Here is a 22283-nt window from a genome sequence, read left to right on the forward strand (position 1 = left end):
CACCTCCGGCCAGCGCGACACCGCCGCGGCGAAGCGGTCGAGCTCCTCCTCACGCTGGCGCTCCAGCTTGATCGAGGCGAAGGCGCTGATCGGCAGGCCGATCTTCTTCTGGTCGACCACCGCCGTGTAGCCGCGGATGATGCCCGCCTTTTCCAGAAGCCGCACGCGGCGCGCGCAGGGCGACGGCGACAGGCCGACCCGCTCGGCCAGGGCATGGGTGGTCATCTTGCCGTCGACCTGCAGCGCGGCGATGATGCGGCGGTCGATGTCGTCCAGTCGCGCCATTGGCTCGTTCTGCCTTACATTGCTTCATTGTTGGCACTTTTGGCCAAGTCCGGCCGACCGCGCAAGCGCCTTCACCACGAATTGGCCGCCCCGCCCTGCTATAAGCGGGCGAACCGAGGAGGACGCGATGGGCAAGCTGACGAGGGACGACCGCGCCGCGCTGACGGCGCTCGAGCGCAAGGTGCTGTGGCTGGCGACGTGGACGATCCACAACGCCAACCACAACCGCGACAATGGCGACGGGCTCAAGGTGGGCGGCCACCAGGCCTCCTCGGCCTCGCTCGCCACCATCATGACGGCGCTCTACTTCGCGGCGCTCAGGCCGGAGGACCGCGTGGCGGTCAAGCCGCATGCCAGCCCCGTCTTCCACGCCATCCAGTACCTTCTCGGCAACCAGACGCGCGACAAGCTGGAGACCTTTCGCGGCTACCGCGGCGCGCAGTCCTATCCCTCGCGCACCAAGGACAGCGACGACGTCGACTTCTCGACCGGCTCGGTCGGCCTCGGCGCGGCGCAGACGCTGTTCGCCGCCCTGACGCAGGACTATCTGCGCGCCAAGGGGCTCGGCACGCAACGGCCCGAGGGCCGCATGGTGGCGCTGGTCGGCGACGCCGAGATGGACGAGGGCAATATCTTCGAGGCGCTGCTGGAAGGCTGGAAGCAGGGCCTGCGCAACACCTGGTGGGTGGTCGACTACAACCGCCAGAGCCTCGACGCGGTGGTGCGCGAGGGGCTGTGGGAGCGGCTCGAATCGCTGTTCCGCAACTTCGGCTGGGACGTCGTCATCCTCAAGCACGGCGCGCTGCAGCGCGCCGCCTTCGAGGAGCCGGGCGGCGACCGGCTGCGCGAGTGGATCGACGGCTGCCCCAACCAGCTCTATTCCGCCCTCACCTTCCAGGGCGGCGCGGCCTGGCGCAAGCGGCTGACCGACGACCTGGGCGACCAGGGGCCGGTGTCGCGACTGATCGACAGCCGCTCCGACGAGGAGCTGTCGGCGCTGATGGGCAATCTCGGCGGCCACGACCTGCCGACGCTGATCGAGGCGTTCGAGGCGGCGCGCGCGCACGACCGGCCGACCTGCTTCATCGCCTACACGGTCAAGGGATTCGGCCTGCCGCTGGCCGGCCACAAGGACAACCACGCCGGCATCATGACGGTCGAGCAGATGAACGGCTTCAAGGCGGCGATGAACATCCGCGACGGCCACGAATGGGCGCCGTTCGAGGGCCTCGACCTGCCGGCCGAGCGGCTGCGCGGCTTCCTCGAGGCGGTGCCCTTCGCGCAGGCCGGCACGCGCCGCCACACCGCACCCGCGGTGCCGGTGCCGCCGATCGCCGCCAAGCCGCAGGCGGCGATGTCGACGCAGCAGGGATTCGGCCTGCTGATGCAGGAGATCGCCAGGAGCGACAGCGATCTCGCCCGGCGCATCGTCACCACCTCGCCCGACGTCACGGTGTCGACCAATCTCGGCGCCTGGGTCAACCGGCGCGGCCTGTTCGCGCGCGAGGCGATGGCCGACATCTTCCGCGCCGAGCGCATCCCCTCGACCTTCGACTGGACCTTCTCGCCGGACGGCCAGCACATCGAGCTCGGCATCGCCGAGATGAACCTGTTCCTGCTGCTGTCGTCGCTGGGGCTGTCGCATTCGCTGTTCGGCGAGCGGCTGCTGCCGGTCGGCACGCTGTACGACCCGTTCATCGAGCGCGGCCTCGATGCGCTCAACTACGCCTGCTACCAGGACGCCCGCTTCATCGTCGCCGGCACCCCGTCCGGCGTCACGCTGGCGCCGGAGGGCGGCGCGCACCAGTCGATCGCCACGCCGCTGATCGGCCTGTCGCAGGACGGCCTGGCGAGCTTCGAGCCGGCCTTCTTCGACGAGCTGGCGACGATCCTGCAATGGTCGTTCGACTATGTGCAGCGCTCCGGCGAGGCCGAGCCGGACGAGACGAGCTGGCTGCGCGAGGCGACCGGCGGCTCGGTCTATCTCAGGCTGTCGACGCGCAGCATCGAGCAGCCGAAGCGCGCGATGAACGCGGCGCTCGCCGACGACATCATCAAGGGCGGCTACTGGCTGCGGCCGCCGGGGCCGAACCCGCAGGTGGTGGTGGTCGCCTCGGGCGCCATCATGCCGGAGGCAATCCGCGCCGTCGGCCTGATGGGCGAGGACCGGCGCGACGTCGGCCTGCTCGCCGTCACCTCGGCCGACCGGCTCAACGCCGGCTGGACGGCCGCCGCCACCGCCCGCGAGCAGGGGCTGGTGCATGCGCGCAGCCACATCGAACGGCTGCTCGCCGCGGTGCCGGGCAACTGCACGCTGGTCACCGTGATCGACGGCCACCCGGCGACGCTCGGCTGGATCGGCTCCGTGCTCGGCCACCGCACGCGCTCGCTCGGCGTCGAGCATTTCGGCCAGACCGGCACCATGGCGGAGCTGCACCGGCACTACCGCATCGACGCCGAGGCGATCATATCTGCCGCCCAGGCGCTGTCGCCGGGCCGGCCGATCCGGCATCTGCGCGTCGCCTCCTGAGCCCGCGCGGCGCGGGGACGACCCCGCGCCAGCGACCGGCGGCCCCGGCCCCTGCCTGCGCCGCGCCGCCATGGCGGCCGGTTGTGCCGCTTGCGGCGCCGCCGGCAACGCCCGGCGCTGCCGGCCGGGCACCCTGCTCTTGCGCCCGCAACGCTGCACGACCGCCCGCCGCCATCGCGCGGGCGGTCCGGCCGCTCGCCGGGCGTGAAACCGCTTCCCACACCCGACCGTAGCTGGTTTAGAGCGTTTCCAGGCGAAGTCGAAACCGGTTCGCCGTCCGGAACCGCGCCAAGACAACAAGCTGGAGCCGATCCGCGATTCCGTGAAAAGCAGAACGGCTATAGGAAGGCCGGGCAGACAGCGGCCACGGCGACACGCTGGCGATGCGACGTGAGGACCATGACCGACGACTTTTCCCGCCGCGACGTGACGCTCGCCAACTGGCGCACCGCGCCCTACTGCCGCTGGAGCTTCCAGCACGTCGAGGAGCTGGTGCCGGTCGCCACCATCGCGCCGCCGGCGGCCGCGCCGGCCGAAACGGCGCCGCCGCTGGCCGACATCGCGGTGCCGGACGGCAAAGGCGGCCGCATGCCGCTCGCCGCGCGGCTGACGGCCGGCCACGCCGACAGCCTGGTGGCGCTCAAGGACGGCCGGCTGGCCGGCGTCTGGCACGCCGCCGACACCGAGGGCGAGCGGCCGCATCTGCTGTTTTCCGTCAGCAAGTCGGTGACCGGCCTCTTGGCCGGCATCGCCGCCGATGAACGCGTGCTCGACCCCGAGGCGCCGGTCGCCGACTACGTGCCGCTCGATCCGGCCAGCGCCTATGGCAGCGCGCGCGTGCGCCACCTGCTCGACATGACCGTCGATCTGGCCTTCGAGGAGGACTATCTCGACCGGGGCGGCGCCTTCGACCGCTACCGCCGCGCCATGCTGTGGAACCCGGAGCGCGCCGACACCCGGCCCGAGACGCTGCTCGAGGTCCTGGCCAGCCTGGAGCGCGCCGGCGGCCGGCACGGCGAGCGCTTCTACTACGCCTCGCCGAACACCGACATGCTGGGCCTGGTCATCGAGGCGGCGACCGGCCGGCGGCTCGCCGAGCTCATCGCCGAGCGGCTGTGGCGGCCGATGGGCGCTACCGGCGCGGCCTGGATCACCGTCGACCGGGTGGGCACGGCGCGCGCGGCCGGCGGCTTCGCCGCCACGGCGCGCGATCTGGCGCGGCTCGGCCAGCTCGTGCTCGACGGCGGCACGGCGGCCGACGGGAGGCGCGTCGTGCCGGCCGGCTGGATCGACGACATGCGCCGCGCCGGCGACCGCGCCGCCTGGACGGGCAGCGATTTCGCCGCCCTGTTCGCCGACGGCGCCGCCTACCGCGCGTGCTGGTACGAGACGGGCCCCGGCGACGCCGCCCTCTGCGCCCTCGGCATCCACGGCCAGTGGCTGTGGATCGATCCGGCCCGCCGCGTCGTGCTGGCGCTGACCGCCGCGCGGCCGCTGCCGAGCGAGGACACGGAGACGATCGCCGACCGCCAGCTGCTCGAACATCTCGCCGCCGTGCTGTGAGACGGCCGCTGCCCGTCCGGCGCCAGGCGCACGATGCGCGGAGGCCCTGCCGACGAGGCATCGTTGCGGCGCGCCTCGGAGCCGTTTTGCTTGTCACCGAATCGCCGATCGGCTCCAGCTTGTTGTCCTGACGCGTTTGCGGACGGCGAACCGGTTTTCACTTCGCCTGCAACCGCCATGGCACGGCGCACCGGTTCCACCCCGCCTGGAAAGGCGGTAAGGAGCGGCCGACCGACCGTTTCGTCCACCCTGCCGAGAGCCTGCCGATGACCGACCGCCCGCCGCTGACGCCGCTTGCCGCCGCGCTGCCGTCCACCGTGCCCTTCGTCGGCCCGGAGGAGCAGGAGCGCACGCGCGGCCGGCCGTTCCGCGCCCGGCTGGGCGCCAACGAGAACGGCTTCGGCCCCTCGCCGGCTGCCGTGGCGGCGATGGCGGCGGCGGCCCCCGAGATGTGGAAATACGGCGACGCCGACAACCACGACCTCAAGCAGGCGCTGGCCGCGCATCTCGGCGTCGGCAGCCAGAACGTCGCCATCGGCGAGGGCATCGACGGCCTGCTCGGCCTCGTCGTGCGGCTGCACGTGGCGCCGGGCCAGCCCGTCGTCACCTCGCTCGGCGCCTACCCGACCTTCAACTACCACGTCGCCGGCTTCGGCGGCCGGCTCGTCACCGTGCCCTATCGCGACGACCGGGAGGATCTCGACGGCCTGCTGGCGGCCGTGCGCGCGCAGGCCGCGCCGCTGGTCTACGTCTCCAATCCCGACAACCCGATGGGAAGCTGGTGGGAGGCGGCCGAGATCACGCGCTTCGCCGAGGCGCTGCCGGAAACCACGCTGCTGGTGCTCGACGAGGCCTATGGCGAGACGGCGCCGCAAGGCGTGCTGCCGCCGATCGCGCCGCTGCGGCCCAACGTGCTGCGCCTGCGCACCTTCTCCAAGGCCTACGGCCTGGCCGGGCTGCGCTGCGGCTATGCCGTCGGCGAGGCGGAAACCATCCGCGCCTTCGACAAGGTGCGCAACCATTTCGGCATGACGCGGATGAGCCAGGTCGCCGCGCTCGCCGCGCTCAACGACCGGGCGCATCTGGCCGACACGCTGGCGCGCATGGCGCAGAGCCGCACGCGCATCGCCGAGATCGCGTCGGCGGCCGGCTGTCGCGCCCTGCCCTCGGCGACCAACTTCGTCACCATCGACTGCGGCGGCGACGGCGAACGCGCCATGCGGGTGCTGCGGGCACTCGACGCACGCGACGTCTTCGTGCGCAAGCCGATGGCGCCCGGCCTCGACCGCTGCATCCGCGTCAGCGTCGGACCGGCCGAGGAGATCGCGGCGTTCGCCGAGGCCTTCGGCCCGGCGCTGGCCGAGGCGCGGCAGGCGGCCGGCTAGGGTGGTTCCAGGCGGAGCGGAGCCGCTTGCAGAACGAAAGACTTTTCAAATCATTCACTTGGAATCGATTTGTGATTTCCTGAATCATGAAGCCGCAGGGAGGCAGCCGGGCCTCGCGGCGGCGGCTGACGATTGCGGCATGCAAAAGCATTGACAATTGTATACCATCGCGGGCTATCTGCCGCCATGCCTGCGACCGCCGAGACCGCCGCGACAGCCCCGACGCTCAAGCAGTCGACCTTCGACCGGCTGCGCGCGATGATCCTCAGCGGCGCGCTGCGGCCGGGCGAGGCGCTGCGCGAGCGCGAGCTCGCCGTCGCGCTCGGCGTCAGCCGCACGCCGCTGCGCGAGGCGCTCAACAAGCTGGAGATCGAAGGGCTGGTGGAAGGCGCGCCGCATCGCGGCTTCCGCGTCACCGTGGTCGACCTGAAGACGGCGGGCGAGTTGCTCGACCTGCGCAAGATGCTCGACGGCTATGCCGCCGGGCTGGCCGCCGAATCGATCTCGCCGGCCGGCATCGCCGACCTCGAGGCGGTGATGGCCCGCCTCGCCCGCTTCGAGGCGCGCGAGACGCTGTCGCTGGAGGATCTGGCGGAGGAGGTGCGCATCGGCATGCGCATCCACGAGATCATCGCCCGCGAGACCGGGCACGGCTTCCTGATCGACACGCTCACCGCGCTCTACGGCCGGCTGTCGCTGCTCATCTGGGTCGACGTGCTGTGGGTCGACCGCTGGGAGCTGACGCGCGCCGAGCACAAGGAGATCGTCGCCGCGGTCATCGCACGCGACGCGGCGCGCGCGGCGGCGGCCGCCGAGGCGCATGTGACGCGCGCCCGCGCCGCCCTGCAGCGCGTCGTCGACGCGCAGTCGCTGCTGCACGGCAGCGCGCGCGGGCGCACCGGCGATGTCCCGGCCCGGCCGGCACGGCGGCCGTGACAGGCCGCCCGCCGCACCGTTGCCGCCGGGCGCGCGCCGGCCCTCGACCGCGCACGGTCCGGCCGCCGGGCGGACCGGCCGCCCGACCCTTCCTTCTTGAACGACACGAGAGACCCTTCGCCCATGCGTGACTTCCAGGAACCGCGCCGCTCGCTCGTCGCCAGCCGCAACGGCATGGCCGCGACATCGCATCCGCTGGCCACCGGCACCGCGCTCGACGTCATGAAGGCCGGCGGCACGGCGATGGACGCCGCCGTCGCGGCCTGCGCGGTGCAGTGCGTCGTCGAGCCGGGCTCGACCGGCATCGGCGGCGACTGCTTCGCGATGATCGCGCCGGCCGGCAGCGCCGAGCCGATCGCCTACAACGGCTCGGGCCGGGCGCCGGCGGCGGCGACGCCGCAACGGCTGGCGGCCGACGGCGTGACGGCGATCGCACGCCAGTCGGCGCACGCCGTCACGGTGCCCGGCGCGGTCGAGGCCTGGGCGCGGCTCGTCGCCGAGCACGGCCGCATGCCGCTCGGCGAGCTTCTGGCGCCGGCCATCGGGCTGGCCCGCGAGGGTTTCGCGGTGACGCCGCGGGTCGCCTTCGACATCGGCCTGCAGCGCACGCTCCTGGAGGGCGACGCGACGGCGCGCGCCACCTTTCTGCCGGGCGGCGCGCCGCCGGCCGTCGGCAGCGTGCTGCGGCAGCCGCTGCTCGCCGATACGCTGGCGGCGATCGCCGACGGCGGGCCGGACGCCTTCTATCGCGGCGCGATCGCCGACGAGATGGTCGACTTCCTGCGCGGCCTCGGCGGGCTGCACACCGCCGACGACTTCGCCGCCGCCGGCGGCGCCTACGTGCAGCCGGTGTCGGCCGACTATCGCGGCTACACGGTGCACGAATGCCCGCCCAACGGCCAGGGCATCATCGCGCTCGTCATCCTGCGCATCCTCGAGCGCTTCGCGCCCGACCGCGCGCCGCTCGACATCGAGCGGCTGCACCTGATCGTCGAGGCGACACGCCTCGCCTATGCCGCGCGCGATCACTTCGTCGCCGATCCGCAGGCGGCCGACGTGCCGACCGAGCACCTCCTCTCCGACGCCTTCATCGACGGCCTCGTCGCGCGCATCGACCGCACGCGCGCCATGCAGCCGCCGCCGGCGGCCGACGACTTCGAGCACCGCGACACCGTCTACATCGCCGTGGTCGACAAGGCGCGCAACGCCGTCAGCTTCATCAACTCGATCTTCCACCCCTTCGGCGCCGGGCTGATGACGCCGAAGTCGGGCGTGCTGTTCCACAACCGCGGCCAGGGCTTCAGCCTGACGCCCGGCCACCGCAACGCCATCGCGCCGGGCAAGCGGCCGCTGCACACCATCATCCCCGGCATGGTGACGCGCGAGGGGCGCACGGTGATGCCGTTCGGCGTGATGGGCGGCCACTACCAGGCGATGGGCCACGCCTGGTTCCTCAGCAACATGATCGACCACGGCATGGACGTGCAGGCGGCGATCGACGCGCCGCGGCTGTTCCCGCTGCCGGGCGGCGCCACGGTCGAGATCGAGCGTCCGCTGGAGGCCGTTTCCGGCGTGGCGCTCGCCGCACGCGGCTTCGAGCCGCAGGTGCCGGCCGCGCCGATCGGCGGCGCCCAGGCGGTGTGGATCGACTGGCAGAACGGCACGCTGCTGGGCGGCTCCGATCCGCGCAAGGACGGCTGTGCGCTGGGCTACTGAGCCCGGCGCCGCCGTGGCTCACCACACGGGATGCCGAACGGCGCGCGGCGGCCGTCGGCCCCGTGATGCCGCAATGTCGGGAAAAAGGCGGCCGGGCCTCAGAGGTCGGACGTCGCCATCTGCGCGTTGGCGCGCACGCCGCCGAGATGGCGGCGCAGCGCGTTGCGCGCGCTCTCGGCGTTGCGGTCGAGCAGCGCGGCGACGATCGCCTCGTGCTCCTGCTGGTAGACGCGCCACTTCTCCAGGGAGAAGCTGCCCTCCTTGAGGCGCATCCAGCTGCGGCTGTCGCGCATGGCGCTCAGCCGGTGCCCGAGATCGGCGAAGATGCGGTTGTCGGTGGCGTCGAACAGCGCGCGATGGAAGGCGCGGTCGGCCTCCTCGGCCTCCTGCCAGCGGACCACGTCGCGGCCGCGGCGGGCGGTCTGCAGCAGCGCCTCGAGCCGGCTGTCGGTCGCCGTGACGACGATCAGCTCGACGAGCGCGGGCTCGACGACGAGGCGGAACTCCATCAGCTCGGCGGGTCGGAAATCGGTCTGCGCGGCGACCGCCTCGCCGGCGCCCTCCTGCGGCTCGGCGACGAAGGTGCCGCGGCCGACATGGCGCACGATCAGCCCCTCGCGCTCGAGCAGGTCGAAGGCGGCCCGCACCGTCGAGCGCGACAGCCCCGACATCTGCGCGAGCTGCCGCTCGTTGGGCAGCCGCTGGCCGGGCTGCAGCGTGCCGTCGCCCAGCGCCCGCCGACACTGGGCCAGTAATCCGTCGCGCGAATGCGCCGGGGTGATGCTCCAGCCGTCCCTCACAGCACCGCCGCTCCTCTGCTTCGCAACATACCAATCACACCTATTTTTCCGTTTCAAGCCTGAAATTAGACCATTTAGCCCCTTTACAAGCGATTTGTCGCCAGCATAGTCTGAAATTGGTCTGAATGATCTCTACCAATTTCATGCCATAATGGGAGATGGCTCCATGACTGACTCACGCAAGTTCCTGCATCGCTCGGCGACGCGCCGCGATCTGCTGAAGCTCGGCGGCGCCGGTGCCGCCATCATAGCGGCACCCTCGGTGCTGCGCGCCCAGAGCAAGGGCGAGATCGTGTTCTCGTCCTGGGGTGGCTCCTGGGAAGCCGCGATGCGCGAGGCCTGGTTCGATCCCTTCACCGAGAAGACCGGCATCGCCGTGCGCTCGGTGCCCGGCAACAGCTACGGGCGCATCCAGGCGATGGTCGAATCGGGCAACACCGAATGGGACATCGTCGAGGTGCTGCCCGACTTCCAGTGGATCGGCGCCGAGAAGAACCTGCTCGAGCCGATCGACTTTTCCGTCGTCGACCGCGGCCCGATCATGGAGGGCGAGGATCTCGTCACCGAGTATTCGGTGCCGCAGGTGCTGTTCTCGCGGCTGATCGCCTACAACGACCGCCTGGCGCCCGGCCCGCAGAGCTTCGCCGACGTGTTCGACACCGAGAAGTTCCCCGGCAAGCGGGCCTTCTACACCAAGGCCAACGGCGCCTATCTCGAGGCCGCGCTGCTGGCCGACGGCGTCGCCCCGGCCGACCTCTACCCGCTCGACGTCGAGCGCGCACTGGCCAAGCTCAGCACCATCCGCGATGACATCCTGTTCTACGAGACCAACGCGCAGGGCGAGCAGTACATGACCGACGGCCAGGCGGCGATCGGGCTCATTCCCGACGGCCGCGCCCTCAACGCCAAGCGCAACGGGGCGCCGATCGAGATCGCCTACGGCCTGAGCTTCCTCACCTGGTCGTCGATGGTGGTGCCGAAGGGCGCGCCCAACGCCGAGGCGGCGATGCAGTTCCTCGCCTATGCCCTCACCCCGCAGGCGCAGGCGGCGATCGCCAAGGCCTACACCTACGGGCCCGTCGTGCCGGAGGCCTTCGAGATGATCCCGCAGGAGCGGGCCGAGATCCTGTCCGGCGGCCCGCAGATGCGCGACAAGGCGATCCTGCTCGGCGAGAAGTGGTGGGGTTCCAACCTCGCCGCCGTGACCGACAAGCTGAACGCCTGGAAGCTCTCCTAACCGGGCAAGCCAGGCGCAGAAGGGACGGACGCGATGACCGAAAAGTCGTTCACGTGGCGTGCGGGCGGGCTGCTCCTGCCGGGACTGCTATTCCTGGCGGCGCTGTTCGCCTGGCCCGTCGCGCGGCTGGTTGCGACCAGCTTCAGCGACCCGGCCGGCGCGTTCGTCCACTACGAGCGGATCTTCCTCGACCCGGTCTACATCCGGGTCGTGGGCCGCACCATGGCGCTGAGCGCGGAGGTGGCGGTGCTGTGCCTGCTGCTCGGCTATCCCCTCGCCTACCAGCTCAACCGCTCCGGCCCGCTCGGCAAGGCGATCATCCTGTTGTGCGTGCTGATCCCGTTCTGGACCAACCTCCTGGTGCGCTCCTACGGCTGGATCGTGCTGCTCAACCCGCAGGGCATCATCAACGGCCTGCTGCGCGAGGCCGGCCTGATCGAGGGCGCCGTGCCGCTCGTCTACAACACGACGGGGGTGCTGATCGGCATGACCCAGATCATGCTTCCCTATATGGTGCTGCCGCTGGCGGCGGTGATGAGCCGCATCGACCCGACGCTGCCGAGCGCGGCGCGCTCGCTCGGCGCCTCGCCGCTCGCCGCCTTCACCCGCGTCTACCTGCCGCTGACGATGCCCGGCATCCTGGCCGGCCTGCTGCTGGTCTTCATGCTCAGCCTCGGCTTCTTCGTCGTGCCGGCGCTGCTCGGCGGGCCGCGCGACATCCTGCTGGCGCAGCTCATCGACTTCAACATCAACAGCACGCTCAACTGGCCGTTCGCCGCCGCCCTGTCGACGGTGCTGCTCGGCGCGACGCTGGCGCTGTACTGGATCGGCGACCGCTTCTTCGACCTCGGACGCCTGTGGGGCACGCGATGACCGGCCGCATGTCGAGCAGCATCCTGACGGCGGTCGCCGCCGCCATCTGCGTCTTCCTGGTGATGCCGACGCTGGCCGTCGCGCCGATCTCCTTCACCGAGACCGACTTCATCACCTTCCCGCCGCGCGGCTTCACGCTGCGCTGGTACGAGGAGTTCTTCACGCGGCCGGCGTGGATCGGCTCGCTCGGCACCAGCGCCATCGTCGCCGTGCTGACGGCGATCCTGGCCACCACGCTCGGCACGATGATCGCGCTCGGCCTCGGCCAGTTGCCGCGCCGGGTCGGCGGCGCCGTCACCTTCTTCTTCATCCTGCCGATGGTGGTGCCGACCATCATCACGGCGGCCGCCCTCTACACGCCGTTCGCGCGCAGCGGGCTGATCGCCAGCATTCCCGGCCTCGTGCTCGCCCACACGGTGCTGGCGCTGCCCTTCGTCATCATCAACGTGTCGGCGATCCTGCAGAAGCTCGATCACCGCGTGGTCGACGCCGCACGCTCGCTCGGCGCGACGCCCGCGGTCGCCTTCCGCCGCGTGACGCTGCCGATCCTGGCGCCGGGCATCGCGGCGGGCGCGGTGTTCGCCTTCATCACCAGCTTCGACGAGGTCGTCGTCTCGCTGTTCATCGCCGGCGCCAATGCCACCACCCTGCCGGTGCAGATGTGGAGCGGCATCCGCTTCGAGATCAGCCCGATCGTGGCGGCGGCGTCCTGCCTGCTGCTCATCGTGTCGTGCGTGCTGCTCACCATCTTCTGGCTCATCCAACGCAGGTAACCCGATGTCGCAACACCAGATCCCCGCCGAGGAGTTCGCCGAGCGGCGACGGCGCGCCGCGACCGCGGCCAAGGCGCGCGGGCTCGACGCCCTGCTCGTGTGCTCGCGCGGCGGCGGCACGCTCGACCGCTACGCCGACGTGCTCTACCTGACGAATTTCTACACGCACTTCCCCTTCATCCCGGACTTCGCCGACCAGTGGTCGGCGCGCGCCCACACCTTCCTCTTGCTGCCGGCCGACGGCGCGCCGCAGCTCATCGTCGACGTGCCTGACGACGGCCGCATCCGGCTCGCCGACGGCACCGTGACGCGCACCGACCTGGTGCTCGACGGCGTGGTCGACGCGGTGCGCCAGGCGGGGCTCTCCGACGGCCGCATCGGCCTGGTCGGCAGCGACGTGCTGACCTACGGCATGGCCGGGCGGCTGTCATCGGCACTGCCGGCGATGCGGCTCGAGACGGCCGACGACATCGTGGCGGGGTTGCGCGCCATCAAGTCGCCGGGCGAGATCGCGCTGCTGCGCCGCGCCTCCGCGCTCGGCTCGCGCACCATCGAGGCGATGCTGGAGGCCGCGCGGCCCGGCGCCTCGCACGGCGAGATCGTCGCCGCCGGGCTCGACGTCCTGGTGCCGGCCGGCGGCATTCTCTACAACTCCTTCATGGCCTCCGGACGGGGCGGCGAGCCGGCCCGGCTGGCGCGCAGCAACTTTCCGACCTGGGGCAGCCAGACGCGGCTCGAAAGCGGCGACTGGATCCGCTTCGGCATTTCCGGCGCGCTCGACGGCTATGTCTTCGACCTGGCGCGCGCGCGCCCCGTCGGCCCCACCACCAGCCGGCAGGTGGCGCTGTTCGAGGCGGCCATCGCCTGCGTGGAAGAGACCATCGCGGCGGTGCGGCCGGGCGCCACGGCCGGCGATCTCGGCGCCGCCGGCCTCGGCAAGCAGGAGGCGCTCGGCTATCCCGTCGAGGGCGTGTTCTCGGCCATGGGGCACGGCATCGGCCTCGGCTGGGACGACCCGTGGCTGGCGCGCGGCGTGACGCGCGAGATCGTGCCGGGCATGGTGCTGTCGGTCGAGCGCACCATCACCGCCGACGGCTATCTCGGCGATTTCGAGGAATCCATCCTGGTCACGGCGGACGGCCCCGAGCGGCTGACCGACGCGACGCAGCGGTACTGGTAGGGAGCGAGCAACGGGATGCCAGGAGCAGCCGTCCACATTTCGGGACTGAGCAAGCGCTACGGCGACTTCAAGGCGGTCGACGACGTCTCGCTGTCGATCGAGCCGGGCGAGTTCGTCACCCTGCTCGGCCTCAGCGGGTCGGGCAAGACGACGACGCTGATGGCGGTCGCCGGCCTCATCAAGCCCGACAAGGGCACGATCCGCATCAACGACACCGACATCGTCTCGCTGGCGCCGGAACGGCGCGGGCTCGGCGTCGTGTTCCAGAACTACGCGCTGTTTCCGAACATGAACGTGTTCGACAACATCGCCTTCCCGCTGCGCATGCGCAAGCGCTCGACGCAGGAGATCCGCGAGGCGGTGGGCCGCGTCCTGGAGGTTGTGGCGCTCGAGCCGTTCGCCGACCGGCGCATCACCGCCCTGTCGGGCGGCCAGCAGCAGCGCGTCGCGCTCGCCCGCGCGCTCGTCTTCGAGCCGCCGGTGCTGCTGATGGACGAGCCGCTCGGCGCGCTCGACCGCAGCCTGCGCGACCAGCTGCAGACCGAGATCAAGCGCATCCAGCGCGAGTTCGGCGTCACCGTGATCTATGTCACGCACGACCAGGAGGAGGCGCTCGCCCTGTCGGACCGCATCGCGGTGATGTCGGACGGCAAGATCCGCCAGCTCGGCTCGCCCGACGAGATCTACGAGCGGCCGAGCAGCGCCTTCGTGGCCGGCTTCGTCGGCGATTCCAACCGCGTGGCGGTGCGGCTCGGCGAGGCGCGCGGCGAGCTGCGCGTCGTCAAGGCGGAGCAGGCGCCGGAGCTCGAGCTTCTCGCCGGCCCGGCGGAGGGCAGCGCGAGCGGCGCGGAGGCGCTGATGATCGTGCGGCCCGAAGCGATCGAGCTCAGCCTCGAGCGGCCGCAAGCCGAACGCAACGCCGTCGAGGGCCAGATCGAGATGCGCGAGTTCCTCGGCGCCAGCATCCGCTTCACCGTCAGCACGCCGCTCGGCACGATGCATGTGCGCAAGGGACGCACGGTCGCCGCCGCGGCGCTGAAGCCGGGCGCGACCGTGTGGACCTCCTGGCGGCCGTCCGACGGGCTGATCTTTCCGTCCGCAGCCTGACCATCCGCCCTCCCAAGACCGACAGACATGGACCGCACGCGCATGCGCATCATCGACTTCGACCGTGCCGAAAGCGAGCCGACGGAGGCCGCGCCGGCCGCCGAACGCATTCTCTCGGGCGACCCGAAATGGAAAAGCTGGATCTATTTCAGCGAGGGCAGCATGACCAGCGGGCGCTGGGAATCCACGCCGGGCCTCTGGACCATCGCCTACGAGAAGTGGGAGTTCCTGACCGTGCTGGAAGGCCGCGGCCAGATCCGCGGCGAGGACGGCACCACCATCGCGCTGGAGCCGGGCGCGACGGCGCTGATCGCGCCGGGCTTCCGCGGCACGTGGGAGGTCTCCGAGACGATGAGCAAGCACTTCTTCGTGCGGCAGGCCTGAGGCGATGAGCGAGACGCGCGACGCCGGCGAGGCAGCGCAGGGGCTGTGGGCGGCCAGCGCGGCGACGCCGCCCTTTGAGGCGCCGGCGCTGAGCGGCGAGCGCAGCGTCGAGGTGGCCGTCGTCGGCGGCGGCTTCACCGGCCTTTCGGTGGCGCTGCATCTGGCCGAGCGCGGCGTCTCGGTCGCGCTGGTGGAGGCGCAGGAATTCGGCCACGGTGCCAGCGGGCGCAACGGCGGCCAGGTCAACCCGGGGCTGAAATACGGCGAGGCGGCCCTGGCGGCACGCTTCGGCGATGCCGGCCGCGGGCTCTACCGGCTCGGCCAGGAGGCCCCCGACTTCCTCGGCGAGACGATCGCCGCCAAGCGCCTGCAATGCGACTGGCAGCAGCCGGGGCTGATCCGCCTGGCGCACAACGGCAAGGCGCTCGAAAGGCTGCGGGCGGACGCGGCCACGCTGCGCGCCCAGGGCGTCGCGGCGGTCGACCTCGACGCGGCGGCGGTGGCGGCGCGCGTCGGCAGCCGGCGCTACCCCGGCGGGCTCTACGACCCGCGCGGCGCCAGCGTGCAGCCGCTCGACCTGGCGCGCGAACTCGCCCGCGCGGCGCATGCCGCCGGTGCGGCGCTGTTCGCCGGCACGCCGGCGACCGCGCTCGCGCAGCGCGCCGGACGCTGGCAGCTCGACACGCCCGGCGGGCGGCTGACGGCGCGCCGGGTGGTGGTGGCGACCAACGCCTACAGCGACGCGCTGGTGCCGCGGCTGGCGCGCTCGCTGCTGCCCGTCAACAGCTTCCAGGTCGCCACAGCGCCGCTCGACGCGCGCCATGCGACCGTTCTGCCGGGCGGCGAGACCGTCTACGACAGCCGCCGGCTGGTGCTCTACTTCCGGCGCAGCCCGGACGGCCGCCTGGTGCTCGGCGGTCGCGCGTCGTTCTCCTCGGCGCAGACGCAGCGGGCGGACGCACCCGACTACGGCGTGCTGGAAACGGTGCTGCGCGGCATCTTCCCCGTCCTCGACGACCTGCCGATCACGCATCGCTGGACCGGGCTGGTCGGCATCACGCCGGACTTCCTGCCGCACTACCACGCGCTCGACGACGGGCTGCACGTGCTGGTCGGCTTCAACGGCCGCGGCGTCGCGCTGTCGCACCGCCTCGGCGCCCATCTGGCGGCGATGCTGGCCGGCGACGACGTCGCGCCGGCGCTGCCGGCCATGCCGTTACGCCCGTTCCCGCTGCACCGCTTCCGCGCGCCGGTGCTCAACCTCGGCATGCGCTGGAACCACCTGCTCGACCGCTTCGGGCTGTAGCGGCCCGGCCCCGCCGCGCACACCGTTCGACCGGCACGCCGTGCCGGCCACCGCCGGCCGCGCGTCAGTCCTCGCTGCCGACCGGGCCGAAGCGCGGCTGCAGCAGGTCGACCAGATGCGCCGTGCGGCCCTTGGGCAGCGGCCGCAGATCGTTGATCAGCGCCTCGTCGTCGACCACCCAGGCATAGGCCTCGGCGAGTTCGCCCTCGCTGGCGCCGGTGGCGACGAGCTCGGCGGCGAGCGTGTGGTCGACCGGCCCCAGAATGCGCGTCACGGCCTGCCTCGTCAGTGTCGTCATGGCGACCTCCCTTGATCGAGTCCCGTCAACGGGCGAGCCGGCCCGGCGATCCGTGGCCCGGCCCGCATCCCTTGCGCAGCTAAGCGCTCGCGCGCCGCGGTCAAGGCCGCCGGCGACGCGGCAGATTGCTGTTGAATTAAGTGAACGTTCGTTTTAATAATAGCCGGACGGGAGGAACGCAATGGCGCGCACCACGGGGTCCGACGGCGAGCGCACGGCGGCGGCGATCCGCGAGGCGGCGCTGAGCCTGATGGCGCGCTACGGCTACGAGGCGGTGTCGATGCGCCGGCTCGCCGCCGAGGTCGGCGTGCAGGCGGCCGCGCTCTACCGCTACTTCCCCACCAAGGAGGCGCTGCTCGAGGCGCTGATGCGCGAGCACATGGACGCGCTGATCGCCGCCTGGCAGGCGGCGCGGCCGGCCACGGCCGACCCGGCGACGCGGCTTTCGGCCTTCGTGCGCAACCACATCGCATTCCACGTGGCGCGGCGCCATTCGACCCATGTCAACAACATGGAGCTGCGCAGCCTGTCGCCGCAGCGGCTGACCGAGATCCTCAGGCTGCGCGGCAGCTACGAGAAGGAGCTGCGCCGGATCCTGCGCGACGGCGCGGAGTGCGGCCAGTTCCGCATCGACGACACCGCGCTGACGGCGATGGCCATCATCCAGATGATCACCGGCGTGATCGTCTGGTTCCGCCCCGACGAGCGGCTGTCGGTGGCGGAAGTCGCGGAGACCTATCACACACTGACCATGCGCCTGGTCGGGGCGCAGGCGCTTGCGGAGGAAACGCATGTTCACGCAGACGATGAACTTCGGGCTCGGTGAGGAGATCGACGCGCTGCGCGAGACCGTCTCGCGCTTCGCGCAGGAGCGCATCGCACCGCAGGCCGCCGAGATCGACGCCTCGAACACTTTTCCGCCAGCGCTGTGGCGCGAGATGGGCGCGCTCGGCCTGCTCGGCATCACCGCCGACCCAGAGCACGGCGGCTCGGGCATGGGCTATCTGGCGCATGTCGTGGCGATGGAGGAGATCAGCCGCGCCTCGGCCTCGGTCGGCCTGTCCTACGGCGCCCACTCCAACCTGTGCGTCAACCAGATCAACCGCTGGGGCACGGCCGAGCAGAAGGCGAAATACCTGCCCGCGCTGTGCGCCGGCGAGGCGGTCGGCGCGCTCGCCATGTCGGAATCGGGCGCCGGCTCCGACGTCGTGTCGATGCGCCTGAAGGCGGACAAGAAGAACGACCGCTTCGTGCTCAACGGCACCAAGATGTGGATCACCAACGGGCCGGAGGCCGACACGCTGGTGGTCTATGCCAAGACCGAGCCGGAGCGCCAGTCGCGCGGCATCACCGCCTTCATCGTCGAAAAGACGATGGCCGGCTTCTCGGTGGCGCAGAAGCTCGACAAGCTCGGCATGCGCGGCTCCGACACCGGCGAGCTGGTCTTCGAGGACGTCGAGGTGCCGTTCGACAACGTGCTCGGCGAGGAAGGCCAGGGCGTCGAGGTGCTGATGTCGGGGCTCGACTACGAGCGCACCGTGCTGGCCGCCGGGCCGGTCGGCATCATGGCCGCGGCGCTCGACGCGACGGTGCCCTATGTGCACGAGCGCAAGCAGTTCGGCCAGCCGATCGGCGCCTTCCAGCTCGTGCAGGGCAAGCTCGCCGACATGTACACCACCCTCAACGCATGCCGCGCCTATGTCTACGCCGTGGCGGCGGCGTGCGACCGCGGCGAGACGGCGCGCAAGGACGCGGCCGGCTGCATCCTCTACGCCGCCGAGCGCGGCACCCAGGTGGCGCTCGACGCCATCCAGCTGCTTGGCGGCAACGGCTACATCAACGAGTATCCCACCGGCCGGCTGCTGCGCGACGCCAAGCTCTACGAGATCGGCGCCGGCACCAGCGAGATCCGCCGCTGGCTGATCGGCCGCGAGATCGTCGAGGAGACCGCCTGAGCCGCCGCAGGCGGCGCAACCGGACGCAAGGGAGGACGCCATGCCGCTCGACGACCGGCAGATCGCACTGACCGAGGCGCAGGGCTTCGACTTCACCGGCCTCAGGGCGCTGTTCGTCAACTGCACGCTGAAGGCCAGCACGCAAGGGCCGTCGCACACCGAGACGCTGATGCGCGACAGCATCGAGATCATGGAGCGCTGCGGCGTCGAGGTCGCCTATCTGCGCGCCGCCGACCAGCGCATCGCCTTCGGCGTCCAGCCCGACATGCGCGCGGCGGGCGCGGCCGTCGACGACTGGCCGGACGTGGTCTGGCCCAAGGTGCGGGCGGCCGACATCCTGGTGATCGGCACGCCGATCTGGCTCGGCGAGGAATCGTCGATCTGCCGCATGCTGATCGAGCGGCTCTACGCCCACTCCGCCGAGCTCGCCGACAACGGCCAGCCGCTCTACTACGGCAAGGCCGGCGGCTGCGTGGTGACCGGCAACGAGGACGGCATCAAGCACGTCGCGATGAGCGTGCTCTACGCGCTGCAGCATGTCGGCTACACGATCCCGCCGCAGGCCGACTGCGGCTGGATCGGCGAGGCCGGCCCCGGCCCGTCCTACGGCGACACGCTGGACGACGGGCGGCAGGCCGGGTTCGACAACGCCTTCACCCGGCGCAACCTGACGACCATGACGTGGAACCTGATGCACACCGCGCGCATGATGGCCGAGCTCGGCGGCCTGCCGGCGCACGGCAACACGCGGTAGGTAACAATGGTTTTGTCAAGAAGCAAAGAAATTGACTTCAGAGACCAATGCGACAAACATGTTTGGTTGTGCCGGAAATGAGGATCACGTCATGACTGCGCTTCCGACGCATCGAATGCAGGAGGTCATCGCCGATCTGGAAACCGTCTCGGACAAGATTCGCGCCCTCGACGAGGCCGGGTTCCAGCGTGCCGAGATCGCCCGGTTCCTCAACAAGCGATATCAACACGTCCGCAACGTGCTGGTCGCCCCGCCCAAGAAGGGCCGCGGTGGACGGGCGGGCGCGGCCGGCCGCGGCACGGCTCGGAAACCGCCCATGGCGGCCCATATCCAGGTCGGGGCCGGCGGTCGCGTGGTGATTCCCGCCGACCTACGCGCTGCTCTGGAGATCGGCGAGGGCGATATCTTGTCGGCGCGCCTGGTCGATGGGGAATTGCGGCTTCTTTCGCCCCGGGCGGCGGTCCGCAAGGCGCAAGACCTCGTCCGGCGACACGTTCCGCCCAACGTCAGCCTCGTCGATCAACTGTTTGAAGATCGCCGACGCGAGGCCGAAGCGGAAGCCGACCGTTGACGCACATCCTCGACGCATCGGCCGTGCTGGCCATCCTTCATGACGAGCAAGGCGCCGATGTCGCGATCGAGCACCTGCCTGGGTCTATGATGAGTTCGGTGAACGCGATCGAGGTCGGAACCAGGCTGGTCGACAACGGCATGAGTGCCGACGACGCCTGGACCGCGCTCGATTTGCTGAACATAACGATACGCGACTTCGACAGCGAGCTCGCGCAGACCGCGATCGCACTGCGCACGGTCACGCGTGCGAAGAGCCTTTCGCTCGGCGACCGCGCCTGCATCGCGCTCGCACTCAGAGAAGGACGACCTGCTCTCACGACGGACAGGTCGTGGGGCGACCTCGACGTCGGCTGCCCCATCGAGATCATCCGCTAGGCCATGCGGCGGCGGGGCGACGCGGCATTCGGACGCCACCACGGCCCGCCCCGTTGACTTTGCCGTGCCCATGCGACTGCAAGTGAGACCACTCGGCTGCAACGTGTTTCAGGACCAGACATGACCGTCATCCGCTCCGACATCGCCCCGTCCTCCGACACCTTCCGCGCCAATGCCGAGCGCATGCGCGCGCTGCTCGCCGCGCTCGGCGAGACCGCCGCGACGGTCGAGCGCGGCGGCTCGGAGGACGCGCGCGAGAGGCACGTGGCGCGCGGCAAGCTGCTGCCGCGCGACAGGCTGGCGCAGCTTCTCGACCCGGGCGCGCCGTTTCTCGAGATCGGCCAGTTTGCCGCCTGGGACATGTATGGCGGCGACATCGCCTCGGCCGGGCTGATCGCCGGCATCGGCCGCGTCGAGGGCCGCGAGGTGATGATCGTCGTCAACGACGCCACGGTGAAGGGCGGCACCTACTATCCGATCACCGTCAAGAAGCATCTGCGCGCCCAGGAGATCGCGCTGCAGAACCGGCTGCCGTGCATCTATCTGGTGGATTCGGGCGGCGCCAACCTGCCCAACCAGAACGAGGTGTTCCCCGACCGCGAGCATTTCGGCCGCATCTTCTACAACCAGGCCAACATGTCGGCCGCCGGCATCCCGCAGATCGCCTGCGTGATGGGCTCGTGCACGGCCGGCGGCGCCTATGTGCCGGCGATGTCGGACGAGACGATCATGGTGCGCAAGCAGGCGACGATCTTTCTCGGCGGGCCGCCGCTGGTCAAGGCGGCGACCGGCGAGGAGGTGACGGCCGAGGAGCTCGGCGGCGCCGACGTGCACACCCGCGAATCCGGCGTCGCCGACCACTACGCGCTCGACGACCGGCACGCGCTCGCCATGGTGCGGCGCATCGTGCGCAACCTGAACGGCGGCAAGACCCACCCGCTGCAATGCAGCGAGCCGGCGCCGCCGGCCTACGACCCGCGCGAGATCCACGGCATCGTGCCGGCCGACACGCGCCAGCCCTACGACGCGCGCGAGGTGATCGCGCGCATCGTCGACCGCTCCGAGCTCGACGAGTTCAAGCAGAACTACGGCACCACGCTGGTCACCGGCTTCGCCCGCATCCACGGCATGCCGGTCGGCATCCTGGCCAACAACGGCGTGCTGTTTTCCGAAAGCGCGCTCAAGGGGGCGCATTTCATCGAGCTGTGCTGCCAGCGCAAGATCCCGCTCGTCTTCCTGCAGAACATCTCCGGCTTCATGGTCGGCCGCAAATACGAGGCCGGCGGCATCGCCCGCGACGGCGCCAAGCTGGTGACCGCGGTGGCGACCGCGCGGGTGCCCAAGATGACCGTGATCACCGGCGGCTCGTTCGGTGCCGGCAATTACGGCATGTGCGGCCGCGCCTACTCGCCGCGCTTTTTGTGGATGTGGCCCAATGCGCGCATCTCGGTGATGGGCGGCGAGCAGGCCGCCACCGTGCTGTCGATCGTCAAGCGCGAGGGCATCGAGCGCAAGGGCGGCACCTGGTCGGCCGAGGAGGAGGCGGCGTTCCGCAAACCGATCCTGGAGAAGTTCGAGCACGAGGGCCAGCCGCTCTACTCCTCCGCGCGGCTGTGGGACGACGGCATCATCGACCCGGCCAGGACGCGCGACGTGCTTGCGCTGTCGCTATCGGCGGCGCTCAACGCGCCGATCGAGGACACGCGCTTCGGCGTCTTCAGGATGTGACGGCGATGCCCGTGTCCGACCGCCTGTCGGTCGTGGTGGCCGACATCACCACCCTCGACGTCGACGCCATCGTCAACGCGGCCAACGAAGCGCTGCTCGGCGGCGGCGGCGTCGACGGCGCCATCCACCGCGCCGCCGGTCCGCAGCTCCTGGCCGAGTGCCGCACGCTCGGCGGCTGCGCCACCGGCGCGGCGAAGCTGACCAGCGGCTACGCGCTGCCGGCGCGCCACGTCATCCACACCGTCGGCCCGGTCTGGGCGGGCGGGACCAGGGGCGAAGCGGCGCTGCTTGCCTCGTGCTACCGGGCGAGCCTGGAGATCGCCGCCGACCAGCGCTTCGCCACCGTCGCCTTCCCGTCGATCTCGACCGGCGTCTACGGCTATCCGGCGGACGCGGCGGCGCGCGTGGCGGTGGCAACCGTCGCCGCCTTCCTGAGCGCGCACGACTGGCCGCGCGCGGTCATCTTCTGCTGTTTCGATGCGCAGGCCGCGGCGCTGCACCGCGCCGCGCTGGAGGAGACGTAAG

Annotated in this window: 22 protein-coding genes; 19 read left to right on the forward strand and 3 right to left on the reverse strand. The window is 71.2% G+C overall.

Annotation, left to right across the window (positions count from 1 at the left end; translation table 11 throughout):
* A partial coding sequence (locus N1F89_RS14645) for an Lrp/AsnC family transcriptional regulator (protein WP_290084933.1) occupies positions 1 to 285 on the reverse strand: 285 nt, incomplete at its 3' end.
* Between the two features lie 127 nt (positions 286 to 412).
* Here N1F89_RS14645 and N1F89_RS14650 point away from each other — a divergent pair.
* The 5 genes from N1F89_RS14650 (at position 413) to N1F89_RS14670 (ending at position 8415) form a co-directional block, all read left to right on the forward strand.
* Positions 413 to 2815: a transketolase gene (locus N1F89_RS14650; protein WP_290084934.1), complete on the forward strand. Its 2403-nt coding sequence runs from the start codon at positions 413 to 415 to the stop codon at positions 2813 to 2815.
* A gap of 399 nt (positions 2816 to 3214) precedes the next feature.
* Positions 3215 to 4378, forward strand: a complete 1164-nt coding sequence (locus N1F89_RS14655; protein WP_290084964.1) for a serine hydrolase — start codon at positions 3215 to 3217, stop codon at positions 4376 to 4378.
* Positions 4379 to 4644: 266 nt separating this feature from the next.
* The gene (locus N1F89_RS14660) at positions 4645 to 5763 is read left to right on the forward strand and encodes a pyridoxal phosphate-dependent aminotransferase (RefSeq protein ID WP_290084935.1); all 1119 of its coding nucleotides are present in this window, start codon (positions 4645 to 4647) and stop codon (positions 5761 to 5763) included.
* A 186-nt stretch (positions 5764 to 5949) separates the two neighbouring features.
* Positions 5950 to 6699, forward strand: coding sequence for a GntR family transcriptional regulator (locus tag N1F89_RS14665; protein WP_290084936.1), 750 nt, complete (start codon positions 5950 to 5952; stop codon positions 6697 to 6699).
* A gap of 123 nt (positions 6700 to 6822) precedes the next feature.
* Entirely contained in the window at positions 6823 to 8415 is a 1593-nt protein-coding gene (locus tag N1F89_RS14670; RefSeq protein ID WP_290084938.1) for a gamma-glutamyltransferase family protein, read from the forward strand.
* A gap of 98 nt (positions 8416 to 8513) precedes the next feature.
* Here the strand turns inward: N1F89_RS14670 and N1F89_RS14675 are convergent, their stop codons facing one another.
* Positions 8514 to 9215 carry an FCD domain-containing protein gene (locus N1F89_RS14675; protein ID WP_290084939.1) on the reverse strand — a complete coding sequence of 234 codons (702 nt, stop codon included), beginning with the start codon at positions 9213 to 9215 and terminating at the stop codon, positions 8514 to 8516.
* A 166-nt stretch (positions 9216 to 9381) separates the two neighbouring features.
* Between N1F89_RS14675 and N1F89_RS14680 the strand changes: the two genes are divergently transcribed.
* Genes N1F89_RS14680 through N1F89_RS14710 form a run of 7 tightly spaced genes read left to right on the forward strand, consistent with a single transcriptional unit; the run spans position 9382 to position 16075 of the window.
* The gene (locus tag N1F89_RS14680; protein ID WP_290084940.1) at positions 9382 to 10452 is read left to right on the forward strand and encodes an ABC transporter substrate-binding protein; all 1071 of its coding nucleotides are present in this window, start codon (positions 9382 to 9384) and stop codon (positions 10450 to 10452) included.
* Between the two features lie 33 nt (positions 10453 to 10485).
* Positions 10486 to 11325: an ABC transporter permease gene (locus tag N1F89_RS14685; protein WP_290084941.1), complete on the forward strand. Its 840-nt coding sequence runs from the start codon at positions 10486 to 10488 to the stop codon at positions 11323 to 11325.
* 8 nt (positions 11326 to 11333) lie between these two features.
* On the forward strand, positions 11334 to 12098 hold the full coding sequence (locus N1F89_RS14690) for an ABC transporter permease (protein WP_290084942.1): 765 nt from the start codon (positions 11334 to 11336) through the stop codon (positions 12096 to 12098).
* 4 nt (positions 12099 to 12102) lie between these two features.
* Complete coding sequence (locus N1F89_RS14695; RefSeq protein ID WP_290084943.1) at positions 12103 to 13278, forward strand: M24 family metallopeptidase; 1176 nt, start codon at positions 12103 to 12105, stop codon at positions 13276 to 13278.
* Positions 13279 to 13293: 15 nt separating this feature from the next.
* The gene (locus tag N1F89_RS14700; protein WP_290084945.1) at positions 13294 to 14385 is read left to right on the forward strand and encodes an ABC transporter ATP-binding protein; all 1092 of its coding nucleotides are present in this window, start codon (positions 13294 to 13296) and stop codon (positions 14383 to 14385) included.
* A gap of 27 nt (positions 14386 to 14412) precedes the next feature.
* Complete coding sequence (locus N1F89_RS14705) at positions 14413 to 14769, forward strand: cupin domain-containing protein (protein ID WP_290084946.1); 357 nt, start codon at positions 14413 to 14415, stop codon at positions 14767 to 14769.
* A gap of 4 nt (positions 14770 to 14773) precedes the next feature.
* On the forward strand, positions 14774 to 16075 hold the full coding sequence (locus N1F89_RS14710; RefSeq protein ID WP_290084947.1) for an FAD-binding oxidoreductase: 1302 nt from the start codon (positions 14774 to 14776) through the stop codon (positions 16073 to 16075).
* Between the two features lie 64 nt (positions 16076 to 16139).
* On the opposite strand, the gene N1F89_RS14715 is transcribed toward N1F89_RS14710, so the two are convergent.
* A complete protein-coding gene (locus N1F89_RS14715) occupies positions 16140 to 16373 on the reverse strand; it encodes a hypothetical protein (protein ID WP_290084948.1) in 234 nt (77 codons plus the stop codon).
* 181 nt (positions 16374 to 16554) lie between these two features.
* On the opposite strand from N1F89_RS14715, the gene N1F89_RS14720 reads away from it, so the two are divergent.
* From N1F89_RS14720 to N1F89_RS14750, 7 genes are all read left to right on the forward strand, one after another.
* A complete protein-coding gene (locus N1F89_RS14720; protein ID WP_290084949.1) occupies positions 16555 to 17199 on the forward strand; it encodes a TetR/AcrR family transcriptional regulator in 645 nt (214 codons plus the stop codon).
* Entirely contained in the window at positions 17165 to 18328 is a 1164-nt protein-coding gene (locus tag N1F89_RS14725; protein ID WP_290084950.1) for an isovaleryl-CoA dehydrogenase, read from the forward strand. The genes N1F89_RS14720 and N1F89_RS14725 overlap by 35 nt, the downstream gene beginning before the upstream one ends.
* Before the next feature lie 40 nt (positions 18329 to 18368).
* Positions 18369 to 19082, forward strand: coding sequence for an NAD(P)H-dependent oxidoreductase (locus N1F89_RS14730; RefSeq protein WP_290084951.1), 714 nt, complete (start codon positions 18369 to 18371; stop codon positions 19080 to 19082).
* Between the two features lie 91 nt (positions 19083 to 19173).
* Positions 19174 to 19653 carry an AbrB/MazE/SpoVT family DNA-binding domain-containing protein gene (locus N1F89_RS14735; RefSeq protein WP_290084952.1) on the forward strand — a complete coding sequence of 160 codons (480 nt, stop codon included), beginning with the start codon at positions 19174 to 19176 and terminating at the stop codon, positions 19651 to 19653.
* A complete protein-coding gene (locus N1F89_RS14740; RefSeq protein ID WP_290084953.1) occupies positions 19650 to 20030 on the forward strand; it encodes a type II toxin-antitoxin system VapC family toxin in 381 nt (126 codons plus the stop codon). Before N1F89_RS14735 ends, N1F89_RS14740 begins: the two co-directional genes overlap by 4 nt.
* A 120-nt stretch (positions 20031 to 20150) precedes the next feature.
* The gene (locus N1F89_RS14745) at positions 20151 to 21758 is read left to right on the forward strand and encodes a carboxyl transferase domain-containing protein (RefSeq protein ID WP_290084954.1); all 1608 of its coding nucleotides are present in this window, start codon (positions 20151 to 20153) and stop codon (positions 21756 to 21758) included.
* A gap of 5 nt (positions 21759 to 21763) precedes the next feature.
* A complete protein-coding gene (locus N1F89_RS14750; protein ID WP_290084955.1) occupies positions 21764 to 22282 on the forward strand; it encodes an O-acetyl-ADP-ribose deacetylase in 519 nt (172 codons plus the stop codon).
* The last annotated feature ends 1 nt before the right edge of the window (position 22283 follow it).

It is taken from the genome of Aquibium sp. A9E412, assembly GCF_030398335.1.
Classification (GTDB): domain Bacteria; phylum Pseudomonadota; class Alphaproteobacteria; order Rhizobiales; family Rhizobiaceae; genus A9E412.